The organism is Bacillus sp. FSL M8-0166, from assembly GCF_038008825.1.
Taxonomy (GTDB): domain Bacteria; phylum Bacillota; class Bacilli; order Bacillales; family Bacillaceae; genus Bacillus; species Bacillus safensis.
Genome location: NZ_JBBOZZ010000001.1, coordinates 1,828,174 through 1,839,906, shown reverse-complemented (window position 1 = coordinate 1,839,906; position 11,733 = coordinate 1,828,174). Strand labels below are relative to the sequence as shown.

Below are 11,733 nucleotides of genomic sequence, written 5' to 3'. Positions count from 1 at the left end.
TAGGGGATGGCAACTGAACCAGAGGAGGAATTTTCATGACACCATTTTGGGGTGAAGTCGTAGGTACAATGCTGCTCATTATTTTTGGAGGCGGTGTGTGTGCGGCAGTTAATTTAAAGAAATCGCTCGCATATCAATCCGGCTGGATTGTAATCGCTTTCGGATGGGGATTTGCAGTAGCCATAGCAGCTTATGCAACAGGTGGAATCAGCGGAGCGCATTTGAATCCAGCACTAACAATTGGGCTTGCGCTAGAAGGAAGTTTTCCTTGGGCTGATGTACCAATGTATATTGCCGGTCAAATGCTTGGCGCATTAATAGGAGCTATTATTGTCTTTTTACATTACTTACCGCACTGGAAAGCAACAGACGATCCGGGTGCAAAGCTGGGTGTATTCTCAACTGGTCCTGCGATTCCGCATACTTTTGCAAACGTACTCAGTGAAGTGATCGGTACATTTGTATTGGTTCTAGGAATTTTAGCGATTGGTGCAAATAAATTCGCAGACGGAGTCAATCCGCTGATTGTTGGTTTCTTAATTGTCGCAATTGGTCTTTCTTTAGGCGGAACAACTGGTTATGCAATCAACCCTGCACGTGATTTAGGCCCGAGAATTGCACATGCGATTCTGCCGATTCCAGGTAAAGGTCCATCGAATTGGAAGTATGCGTGGGTGCCAGTCGTTGGTCCAATTTTAGGCGGCGCATTTGGCGGTGTTTTCTACAATGCAGCCTTTAAAGCGAACATCACTCCAGCCTTTTGGATTGTAAGCGTTATTTTAGTTGTGGTATTGTTAGGACTCTATGTCTCTACGAAAAATCAAACAAATGCTGTAAATGAAAGTATGTAAGGGGAGGAAAACACCATGGCAAAAGAAAAATATATTCTCGCTTTAGATCAAGGGACAACAAGCTCAAGAGCGATCTTATTTGATCAAGAAGGCAAAATTGCACATACAGCTCAGAAGGAATTTAATCAATATTTTCCGAACCCAGGCTGGGTAGAACACAATGCAAATGAAATTTGGAGCTCTGTTCTATCCGTCATTTCAACTGCTTTAATTGAATCAGGCATTGGAGCAGATCAAATCGCCGGTATCGGAATTACGAACCAGCGTGAGACAGCTGTTGTTTGGGATAAACATACAGGCGCACCCGTTTATAATGCAATTGTTTGGCAGTCTAGACAAACGTCTGGCATTTGTGATGAGCTAAAAGCGCAAGGCCACAATGAAACGTTTAGAAATAAAACAGGTCTTCTCATTGATGCTTATTTCTCAGGCACTAAAGTAAAATGGATTTTAGACAATGTAGAAGGTGCTCGTGAGAAAGCAGAAAATGGTGACTTGCTGTTTGGCACAATTGATACATGGCTTATTTGGAAGATGACAGGCGGTCAATCACACGTCACAGATTACTCCAACGCGTCAAGAACGTTAATGTTCAACATTTACGATCTGAAATGGGATGAAGAACTACTTGATATCCTTGGCGTACCTGCTTCTATGCTTCCAGAGGTGAAACCATCTTCACACATCTATGGTGAAACAACAGACTATCACTTCTTCGGCAGAAATATCCCAATTGCAGGAGCGGCGGGAGACCAGCAGTCTGCACTATTCGGTCAGGCTTGCTTTGAAGAAGGAATGGCGAAGAATACGTATGGTACAGGATGTTTCATGTTGATGAATACAGGGGAAAAAGCAATTAAGTCGGATCATGGTTTATTAACGACGATTGCATGGGGCATTGACGGTAAAGTTGAATATGCTTTAGAAGGAAGTATTTTCGTAGCTGGTTCAGCGATTCAGTGGCTGCGCGACGGACTGAGAATGTTTAAAGACTCAAAAGACAGTGAAGCCTATGCGGAGCGAGTTGAGTCAACAGATGGCGTATATGTCGTTCCAGCATTCGTTGGTCTAGGCACACCATACTGGGACAGTGATGTCAGAGGCGCTGTATTCGGATTAACACGCGGTACTTCTAAAGAGCACTTTGTCCGTGCAACGTTAGAATCACTTGCTTATCAAACGAAGGATGTTTTAGATGCGATGGAAAAGGATTCAAACATCTCATTAAAAACGTTGCGTGTAGATGGCGGAGCTGTAAAGAATGATTTCTTAATGGGCTTCCAAAGTGATTTGCTGGATGTACCAGTAGAGCGTCCAGAAATTAATGAAACGACGGCACTCGGTGCGGCCTATCTTGCGGGAATAGCAGTTGGCTTCTGGAACGACCGTTCAGACATTGCAAAACAATGGAACCTTGACAAGCGCTTTGACCCTAAAATGGAAGAGGACAGCCGTGACTCGTTATACAGCGGGTGGAAAAAGGCTGTAAAAGCAGCTCAAGCTTTCAAATAAACCAAAAGTATGGTATACTTCAAGTAAGTTAATAGAACGGTTGGAGAACTGGAGAGACCGCAGGCACCGAAGTGTAGAAATACGCTTTGGGTGTTTGCGGTCTCTTTTTCTTTACCGTACAACATGGGAGGAACAAGAGATGACTTTTTCTAGCTTAGAAAGAGAACAAATGCTGCAGGAAATGACAAAAAAACCATATGATGTGTTTATCATTGGTGGGGGTATAACAGGCGCTGGTACAGCACTTGACGCGGCTTCACGCGGAATGCGTGTCGGTCTTGCAGAAATGCAGGATTTCGCAGCAGGTACGTCTAGCCGCTCAACGAAACTAGTGCACGGCGGACTTCGTTATTTAAAACAATTTGAAGTGAAAATGGTCGCAGAGGTTGGTAAAGAGCGTGCCATTGTATACGAAAACGGGCCTCATGTGACAACGCCAGAATGGATGCTTCTTCCGATGCATAAAGGCGGGACATTTGGTAAGTTTTCAACCTCTATTGGACTTAGAGTGTATGACTTTTTAGCTGGTGTAAAACATAACGAACGCAGAAGCATGCTAAGTGCGAAAGAAACACTTGAAAAAGAACCGCTTGTCAAAAAGGACGGCTTAAAAGGCGGCGGCTACTATGTTGAATACCGTACAGATGATGCACGCCTCACAATCGAAGTCATGAAAGAGGCTGTGAAATTCGGAGCGGAAGCGGTCAACTATGCGAAAGTAAAAGAATTTATTTATGATAAAGGCAAAGTGGTTGGTGTTGTCATTGAAGATGTTATGACGCAGAAAACATACGATGTGTATGCGAAGAAGATCGTCAATGCGACAGGTCCATGGGTCGATCAGCTAAGAGACAAGGACCACTCAAAAGAAGGAAAACACTTACAGCATACAAAAGGCATTCACTTAGTATTCGACCAATCCGTCTTCCCATTAAAACAAGCGATCTACTTTGACACGCCAGATAAACGTATGGTCTTTGCCATTCCAAGAGAAGGCAAAACGTACGTTGGAACAACAGATACAGTGTACAAAAAACAGCTGGAGCACCCGCGTATGACAAAAGCCGATCGTGACTATGTCATCCAAGCGATTCAGTATATGTTCCCTGATCTCAATATTACAGAAAAAGATGTAGAATCCAACTGGGCCGGCCTCCGTCCGCTCATTCATGAAGAGGGCAAAGATCCTTCAGAAATTTCTCGTAAGGATGAAGTGTGGACATCATCTTCAGGCTTAATCACCATTGCTGGTGGTAAATTAACAGGCTACCGCAAAATGGCTGAGCATATTGTCGATCTAGTACGTGATGGATTGAAACAGGAAACGGGCAAAGATTACGGACCATGTAAAACAAAGCACATGCCTATCTCAGGCGGCCATGTAGGCGGATCTAAAAATATGGCAGCCTTTGTTCAAGCGAAAACAGCAGAAGGGGCGTCTGCTGGTTTAACAGAACCGATTGCACAAAAACTAGCTGAGAAATATGGCTCAAATGTCAGCAGTCTCTTCAAACGTGTCGAGCAGCTTCAAGGTGAAGCAGACAAACGAAATATTCCAGCGTATGTACTGGCAGAGCTTGTCTATGCGATTGAAGAAGAATTAGCCGTTACTCCTGTTGATTTCTTCTTAAGAAGAACAGGAAGCCTATTATTTAATATCAATTGGGCAAAAAAATATGCACAGCCAGTCATCAATTATATGGCAGAACGTTTTGGTTGGGATGAAGCAGCAAAACAGAAACATCAAACAGAATTAGATCAACTATTCCATGAAGCAGTCGTACCGCTTGATGCTGAATAAAAAGAAGACAAAGGGCTAAAGCAAGATCATTTTAGCCCTTTATCAACAATCTAAAAGCCGATCATGTGTCGGCTTTTTTTATTTGTTCAGCATTTTTTCCAACTGCCAATGATATAGCATGACATAAAGGATGATTCCATATAAAATAACAGTAGATGTTATTTTATTGATGATAAGAGCTGGGGAGGACGACCATGAGTTGGAAGACGAATTATGAGCGATGGATCAATGAGAAGCACCTGGATACTGAACTAAGGGAATGGCTGGAGGCGCATCAAGATGACCATCAAGCACTAGAAGACTGTTTCTACAAAAACCTTGAGTTCGGCACCGGAGGAATGCGCGGTGAGATTGGTGCAGGTACGAACCGGATGAATGTGTACACTGTTCGTAAAGCATCAGCAGGTCTTGCTGCGTATATTGCGAAACATGGAGAGGATGCAAAAAGAAGAGGCGTCGCCATTGCATATGATTCACGCCATAAATCGCCTGAATTTGCAATGGAAGCAGCCAAAACACTTGCTTCACAAGGGATTCAAACGTACGTATTTGATGAATTGCGTCCGACTCCAGAGCTCTCCTTTGCGGTTCGTGAGCTGCATGCATTTGCTGGAATCGTCGTGACAGCAAGTCATAATCCACCAGAATATAATGGCTATAAAGTGTATGGTGAAGATGGCGGGCAGCTGCCTCCATTTGAAGCAGATCAAGTCATTCAAGAAGTAGATGCAATTGAAAATGAACTGTCGATTTCAGTTGATTCTGAAGAAACGTTGAAACAGCAAGGGCTGATCAAAATGATCGGAGAAGAAATCGACCATGCTTATATTGAAAAATTAAAAACCATTAGTGTGCACCCAGAGCTGGCACATGAGGTCGATGTCAAAGTCGTGTTTACTCCTCTTCATGGGACAGCCAATCACCCTGTTAGAAACGGGCTTCAGGCTCTTGGCTATCAGCATGTAACTGTTGTGCCTGAGCAGGAAAAACCAGATCCACAATTCTCAACAGTGACCTCTCCGAACCCAGAGGAGCATGCGGCTTTTGAGTATGCCATCAAGCTTGGCGAAAAACAAAATGCTGATATCCTCATTGCCACAGACCCAGATGCTGACAGGTTAGGCATTGCGGTCAGAGATCACGAAGGAGAATTTACCGTCTTAACAGGCAACCAAACAGGCGCCCTGCTGCTCCATTATTTATTGTCTGAAAAACAAAAGCTGGGTCAGCTGCCGCCTCGTCCCGTTGTGATGAAAACCATTGTCACAAGTGAACTTGGGCGCGCTGTAGCATCTGCTTTTGGTGCTGACACGATAGACACACTCACTGGCTTTAAATTCATTGGAGAAAAAATGAAGCAATTTGAAGAGAGCGGAGAATACACGTTTCAATTCGGTTATGAAGAGAGCTATGGCTATTTGATCGGTGACTTTGCCCGAGATAAAGATGCGGTGCAAGCGGCACTATTAGCCGTTGAAGTCGCTGCCTTTTATAAAAAGCAGGGCAAGTCCTTGTACGATGCGCTTGTCGATATTTTTAAGCAGTTTGGATTTTACCGGGAAGGGTTAAAGTCGTTAACCTTAAAAGGAAAAGAAGGAGCAGAGCAGATTTCAGCGATCCTTCATACCTTTAGAACAAATCCGCCTGCTGCCATCGCAGGGCAGCGCATCACAGTGATCGAGGATTATCAATCAAGTCAAAGGCACCTTGTGGCTGAAAAGAAAGAGGAAACCATTCACCTGCCAGCATCAAACGTGCTGAAATATTTCCTTGAGGATGGCTCGTGGTTCTGCTTAAGACCTTCCGGCACTGAGCCTAAAGTGAAATTTTATATTGCAGTCAAAGGCACGTCTTTAACAGATAGTGAAGAAAAGCTGAAGCATCTGTCAGAAGAAGTGATGAAAGTGGTTTATGATATTGTGGAAGAAACAGCGAAATAACGAAAGACAAGGCCATCGTGTATGAATGCATGATGGCTTTTTCTCAGCCAAAAGGATGAGAAGAAATCATTCTTTTGGAGAAAGAGCCGCGTGGGGGCTCATGGTATAATGAGCGTAATGATAAGTGAAGGCTGCAAATGCCGGGGGTAAACAGTATGGGAGAATACCAAGAGAAGGTTGAAACATTAAAAACGTTGAAAGAAATTGCTGAAAAGCTAAATGAAGGCATGGAAATGAAAGAAACGCTCCATGAAGTACTCCACATGCTGATGGATGTCACAGGCTTTCATTCAGCATGGATTTATTTTATAGAAAAAGACGGGTCGTATGAACTGATGGCAGAGGTTTCCTTACCTGAAGCACTTGCAAAGCATCAAAAGCAGCTCATGTGTCAAAATGATTGTTATTGCATCAACCGATACACAAAAGGCTCACTGCAATCAGCCACCAATATTATTAATTGCAAACGGATTGAAACGGCGATTGAAGAAAAGCTGGGGGATACAGAAGGAATTACTCATCATGCGACCGTACCGCTAAAAGCGTGTAAGCGTACGTTCGGCTTATTAAATGTGGCGGCTAAAGGAAAAGTCACGTTTACGCAAGAAGAGCTGAATTTGCTTGAAAGCATTGCACTTCAAATTGGCACTGCCATTCAGCGGATGAAGCTTGTGCAAAATGAACAGCAGCACGCACTTCTGGAAGAAAGAAACCGGCTGGCACAGGACTTGCATGATTCTGTCAACCAAATGCTGTTCTCTGTGAGTCTGACTGCTAAGGCTGCACGGCAAATGACAAGCGATCAGAATCTAGGGGAAATGATTGATTTTATTCAGCATTTGTCACAAGACGCACTGATTGAAATGCGGTCACTCATTTGGCAGCTGAGACCAAGAGGCCTTGAAAAAGGGTTTACGACAGCAATTGAAGAGTATGCTCAGCTTTTAGGATTACGCTGCACTTTATCTTTAGCAGGCTGTATAGAAATGGATCATTCTCACAATGAAACTTTGTTTCGGGTATGTCAAGAAGCATTGAATAACTGTCAAAAACATGCGGAAGTAGAAGAAGTCGAGGTCAAACTTGAGCAATCAAAAGACACGGTGGAGATGAAAATCATTGACTGCGGAAAAGGTTTTCAATATGACGAGCAGATGAGCCTTCCCTCACTTGGACTGAAAGGGATGTCTGACCGCATCCGAAGAGCAGGTGGTACATTTTGTATCCATTCAGAGTTAGGTAAAGGAACCACGATTCATGTAAAAGTGCCATTTTCACAAGAAAGGAAGGGATCGTCATGAGAGTCGTCATTGCAGATGATCATCATATTGTGAGAAAAGGGCTTGTGTTTTTCTTACAGACACAGCCTGATGTGGACATCGTTGGTGAGGCGTCTAATGGGCAAGAGGCATTAGAGGTTGTCAGAGAAACTCAGCCTGACATTGTCTTAATGGATTTGTCTATGCCTGTAATGAATGGCATTGAGGCAACGAAACAAATGACGCTGGAAATGCCGGACACCCGCATTGTGATCTTGACTAGCTATGCGGATAAAGATTATGTCATTCCCGCCATTCAAGCAGGGGCAAAAGCCTATCAATTAAAGGATGTAGCACCAGAAAAGCTGCTTTCGACCATGATTGAAGTAGAAAATGGCACCTATCAATTAGATGGTCATATTACGACCTTTCTCGTGCAGCATCTGACAGAGCCAAAAGAGCAGAAATGGGCATTGATGAAAGAGCTCACCAACAGAGAACGAGATGTCTTATTTGAGATTGCAAAGGGCAAAAGCAACAAAGAAATTGCCTCATCGCTGTTTATTTCTGAAAAGACTGTCAAAACGCACGTGTCTCATGTATTATCAAAGTTAGAGCTGGCAGATCGAACCCAAGCGGCTCTGTATGCAGTGGATTATCAAAAAAATCAGCCAAAAGAGCTGTTATGACAGAAGGGAATTTAGTCGTTATGCTAAAACTTTTAAGCGCACATTCAATTCAATGAATTGAATAAAAAAGAGCATAGATGTTGGTTATTTGACGTGCCCTTTTGCGTTAAAAGAGAAGCATGAACAGTCTAATGTCTAATAGAAAAACCATAAAAGACTTGATGAGTGTATGCTCATCAAGTCTTTTTTTATTTTAAAGGAGGTGATGAACCGGTCAATCACAGGTGAATGTAAAATGGGAGGGAATCAAAGTGGAGAAATATGAATTAGTAAGTGATTATCGCCATGATGACAAATTAAAAGAGAGCTTTAATAAGCTTGCGATCCATACATTTGATTTGGATTTTAGCGACTGGTACAAAAGAGGCTATTGGGATGAAAAATATATTCCTTATTCCTTTGTACATAACGGGAAGGTGATCTCTAACGCTTCCGTATATCTTATGTCAGTGATCGTTGATGGGCAAACGTATCGAGCAGTACAAATCGGCACTGTTATGACAGATCAAGTCTATCAGCGCAAAGGATTAGCGGCAAAGTTAATACAGCATATCATAGATCAATACGAAAATGAGTGTGATGTCATCTTTCTTTTTGCTAATGAAACCGTGTTAAATTTTTATCCGAGATTTGGTTTTACCCGTTATCACGAAAGTGAATTTAGCTTAAATATTAATAAAAGCGCTATTCAAATAAAAAAAGGCGTACACGTTAAAAAGCTGACATTGGAGCAAGACGTGTCATTACTTGAACAGTTCGCAGAAAAGCGGCAGACTCACTCAATAAAATTGGATGCTCAACATCACAGCAGCTTATTGATGTTTTATTTTACATTAGTATGGCCGGATGCCATTTTTTATATTGAAGCATTAGATACCATTGTGCTGATGAATGAAGAAAATGAAACGATGCATGTGTTCGATATCATCTCGCTTCAAACGCCAGATGTAGAAGAAGTTGTAGGAAGCATTGTGAAGGAAACAAAGGAAAAAGTGATCTTCTATTTCACGCCTGATACGACAATTGAAGGTTTACACGCAGTTACGACACCAAATGACGAGGATGCGCTGTTTATCTACACAAAGGAACAATGGGCAAAAGGCCACTTTATGTTTCCCATCACAGCGCACTGCTAATTGTATGTAAAAGGAAAGGGCTAAAATAACATCATTTTAGCCCTTTTTCTTTATGTGTACATTGGTTGTGAATAAACTTCAGAAGCAGCAGCCTCTGAAGCATGGTCAATGTACTGCAGGAGCCCATATAAACATTTTTCAACATCTGCATCGTTCCGGTTAAATTGATACGCATGTAAGAAATGCTCAATACGTTTCGAGAGCAAATCATCTTGCGTACGTACCATAAGAATAAGTAAATTATCCCATTGCGAGCGATGCGTATAATAAAGTGCTTTATCATAATCCGCCACATTCATTAAACCTTCTCCTTTCCCTTGAGAAGTCCTCATTAGTTTGCTCGGATCATATCGACTTTTTCAGGGGAAAAGTTGGTGTCCGCATCAATCGTGTACCGGGAATTATAGGCTGAATAAATGCTTCATGTATGAAAAAGGGCCGGTCAGCTAAACCTAAACAAAACATATATGAAAGTGAGATCAATGATATCATGCAGCCGAAATTGTGGATGCTTATTGCAGCAGGAATCGTTTTGCTTGGCAGTTTGATGATTCATCCTGCATCAAAAGCAGCGGTGCAGCCGCTTGAAAATTGGGAAAGACTTGCGTACACAGCGTTGCAAGATGAATATAAAGGTGCCGCTTTAAACGATTATCATTACATTGGCCGTACACAAGTGAATGATGAGCAGACAAAAGATGTGTTTCGCGTCACTGTAAAGGAAGGCTCAACTCTCTTTGCCGCACATGCAGAAATTTATTTTCATCCGGTGACCGGTCATTTGATTAGTATTAACGTGTTTCGACTATAAAAAAATACCTTTTTTTGTAAAGGGTGCTCGAGGCGTTCAGTCAAAAAAGACAAAGGGCTAAAATAAAGATCATTTTAACCCTTTGTCCAACAATTTATTTTGACATGGAATTACTTCATGCTTCCTTGAAGATAAGCGCGAATATCTACACCAAGTGAATCTGCTAATCGCTGGCCATAATCTTCATCTGCACGATAGAAGTTGCAGATCGCAAGTAATTTTGTTTTGTCATTTACATCTTTCAAATCAGCTGTTAGGTTTTTAATCAATGCTTGTTTCTCTTCCTCAGAGTAGCTTCGATATCTTTCCCCAGCTTGTTTGAAATCGTTCGGTTTCTCAATTTTTTGTCGCACCATACGGTCACCGTGAAGAACTGGCTCACTTTCTTTGTAGTGAGGGTTTTCTTTTGGCTGATCGTCATAACGGTTTGGTTCATAGTTAATATGTCCGCTTGGACGGGTCGTTGTCATAAAGCCATCTTGCTGGTTATTGTGTACAGGTGCATAAGGGCAGTTAACCGGAATGCGCATGTAGTTCGCACCAAGACGGTGACGCTGCGTATCAGGATATGAGAACAAACGGCCTTGAAGCAGTTTATCTTCAGATGCCTCAATTCCTGGAACAAATGCACTTGGCGTGAAAGCAGACTGTTCTGTTTCAGCAAAGAAGTTTTCAGGATTGCGGTTGAGTGTCATGCGCCCTACTTTTTGAAGCGGGTAATCTTCCTCACTCCACGTCTTTGTTGGATCACATGGATCATAATCAAGTTCATCATAATCGCTAAGCGGCATAAGCTGAACATATAAGTCCCATGCTGGGAAGTTGCCTTTTTCAATGCGGTCATATAAATCTCTTGTCGCATGCTGGAAATCGTTTGCTTGAATTTCTGCTGCTTCTTCCATAGATAAGTTGTGAATACCTTCAGAAGGTCTCCAGTGATATTTTACATATTTTGTTTCGCCATATTTGTTTACCCATCTAAATGTATGCACACCCGAACCGCGCATTTCAGCGTAGCTTGCAGGGATTCCTTCGTCAGAGAAGAGCCATGTGAGCATATGTGTAGATTCAGGTGTTAAGGTCATAAAATCCCAATAACGGTCAGGATCTTGAATATTGGTTACAGGATCTGGCTTGAGAGAGTGAACCATATCAGGGAATTTCAATGCATCACGAATAAAGAAGATCGGCAAGTTGTTACCAACGAGATCATAGTTGCCTTCTTCTGTATAAAATTTGACAGCAAAGCCGCGCGGGTCACGCAATGTTTCAGGTGAACCTTTCGGATGAATAACGGTGGAGAAGCGAACGAAAACATCTGTTTGTTTCCCTTCTTCACTTAAGAAGGCTGCTTTTGTATGTTTCTCCATGCTGTTTTCTACTTCAAACACACCGTAAGCGCCGGCGCCTCTTGCATGAACGACACGCTCTGGAATACGTTCACGATCAAAGTGTGCGAGTTTTTCAATCAAATGGTAATCATCAAGAAAGGTAGGTCCACGGTGACCAGCTGTTCTTGAGTTTTGGTTATCGCCAACAGGCACGCCTTGGTTCGTTGTCAAATTTTTATGATTTGAATTTGTCATTCTTTTCTCCTCCTGTAAACAAAAAAGTGTTTTCTAGCAATCTATATACCCTAATTATATTGAATCAAACATGATAGTCAATATTTATTTATAATAATTTTAAATAAATTATTATTACAAGAAGGTAAAGAAAAAGACGAAAGAATAA

General features: G+C 42.1%; 10 protein-coding genes. 8 read left to right on the top strand and 2 right to left on the bottom strand.

All coding sequences use genetic code 11. The features are described from left to right. The first annotated feature begins 35 nt into the window (after positions 1–35). From NSS92_RS09730 to NSS92_RS09700, 7 genes are all read left to right on the top strand, one after another. Entirely contained in the window at positions 36–851 is an 816-nt protein-coding gene (locus NSS92_RS09730) for an MIP/aquaporin family protein (RefSeq protein ID WP_142944378.1), read from the top strand. A 15-nt stretch (positions 852–866) separates the two neighbouring features. Beyond that, positions 867–2,363 carry a glycerol kinase GlpK gene (gene glpK, locus NSS92_RS09725; protein WP_142944379.1) on the top strand — a complete coding sequence of 499 codons (1,497 nt, stop codon included), beginning with the start codon at positions 867–869 and terminating at the stop codon, positions 2,361–2,363. Between the two features lie 139 nt (positions 2,364–2,502). Further along, positions 2,503–4,164, top strand: coding sequence for a glycerol-3-phosphate dehydrogenase (gene glpD, locus NSS92_RS09720; RefSeq protein WP_340867556.1), 1,662 nt, complete (start codon positions 2,503–2,505; stop codon positions 4,162–4,164). A 194-nt stretch (positions 4,165–4,358) separates the two neighbouring features. Next, complete coding sequence (locus tag NSS92_RS09715) at positions 4,359–6,104, top strand: phospho-sugar mutase (protein WP_340867553.1); 1,746 nt, start codon at positions 4,359–4,361, stop codon at positions 6,102–6,104. A 155-nt stretch (positions 6,105–6,259) separates the two neighbouring features. After that, complete coding sequence (locus NSS92_RS09710; protein WP_340867551.1) at positions 6,260–7,405, top strand: GAF domain-containing sensor histidine kinase; 1,146 nt, start codon at positions 6,260–6,262, stop codon at positions 7,403–7,405. Next, positions 7,402–8,052 (top strand): response regulator, encoded by a 651-nt coding sequence (locus NSS92_RS09705; RefSeq protein WP_267585902.1) that lies wholly within the window; start codon positions 7,402–7,404, stop codon positions 8,050–8,052. The genes NSS92_RS09710 and NSS92_RS09705 overlap by 4 nt, the downstream gene beginning before the upstream one ends. Before the next feature lie 251 nt (positions 8,053–8,303). Continuing rightward, positions 8,304–9,188 carry a GNAT family N-acetyltransferase gene (locus tag NSS92_RS09700; protein WP_340867549.1) on the top strand — a complete coding sequence of 295 codons (885 nt, stop codon included), beginning with the start codon at positions 8,304–8,306 and terminating at the stop codon, positions 9,186–9,188. Between the two features lie 50 nt (positions 9,189–9,238). Here NSS92_RS09700 and NSS92_RS09695 read toward each other — a convergent pair whose 3' ends face one another. Continuing rightward, the gene (locus NSS92_RS09695; protein ID WP_024426598.1) at positions 9,239–9,487 is read right to left on the bottom strand and encodes a YhdB family protein; all 249 of its coding nucleotides are present in this window, start codon (positions 9,485–9,487) and stop codon (positions 9,239–9,241) included. A 191-nt stretch (positions 9,488–9,678) separates the two neighbouring features. Here NSS92_RS09695 and NSS92_RS09690 point away from each other — a divergent pair, with 191 nt between their 5' ends. After that, entirely contained in the window at positions 9,679–9,999 is a 321-nt protein-coding gene (locus tag NSS92_RS09690; RefSeq protein ID WP_411353393.1) for a YqzG/YhdC family protein, read from the top strand. Between the two features lie 110 nt (positions 10,000–10,109). Here NSS92_RS09690 and NSS92_RS09685 read toward each other — a convergent pair whose 3' ends face one another. Then, positions 10,110–11,585: a catalase gene (locus tag NSS92_RS09685; RefSeq protein ID WP_267585903.1), complete on the bottom strand. Its 1,476-nt coding sequence runs from the start codon at positions 11,583–11,585 to the stop codon at positions 10,110–10,112. Between the last annotated feature and the right edge of the window lie 148 nt (positions 11,586–11,733).

What these genes read in the sequence shown, in the direction of transcription:
- NSS92_RS09730 (WP_142944378.1), top strand. Translation starts at nt 36, where the DNA reads ATGACACCATTTTGGGGTGAAGTCGTAGGTACAATGCTGCTCATTATT.
- glpK (WP_142944379.1), top strand. Translation starts at nt 867, where the DNA reads ATGGCAAAAGAAAAATATATTCTCGCTTTAGATCAAGGGACAACAAGC.
- glpD (WP_340867556.1), top strand. Translation starts at nt 2,503, where the DNA reads ATGACTTTTTCTAGCTTAGAAAGAGAACAAATGCTGCAGGAAATGACA.
- NSS92_RS09715 (WP_340867553.1), top strand. Translation starts at nt 4,359, where the DNA reads ATGAGTTGGAAGACGAATTATGAGCGATGGATCAATGAGAAGCACCTG.
- NSS92_RS09710 (WP_340867551.1), top strand. Translation starts at nt 6,260, where the DNA reads ATGGGAGAATACCAAGAGAAGGTTGAAACATTAAAAACGTTGAAAGAA.
- NSS92_RS09705 (WP_267585902.1), top strand. Translation starts at nt 7,402, where the DNA reads ATGAGAGTCGTCATTGCAGATGATCATCATATTGTGAGAAAAGGGCTT.
- NSS92_RS09695 (WP_024426598.1), bottom strand. Translation starts at nt 9,487, where the DNA reads ATGAATGTGGCGGATTATGATAAAGCACTTTATTATACGCATCGCTCG.
- NSS92_RS09690 (WP_411353393.1), top strand. Translation starts at nt 9,679, where the DNA reads ATGCAGCCGAAATTGTGGATGCTTATTGCAGCAGGAATCGTTTTGCTT.
- NSS92_RS09685 (WP_267585903.1), bottom strand. Translation starts at nt 11,585, where the DNA reads ATGACAAATTCAAATCATAAAAATTTGACAACGAACCAAGGCGTGCCT.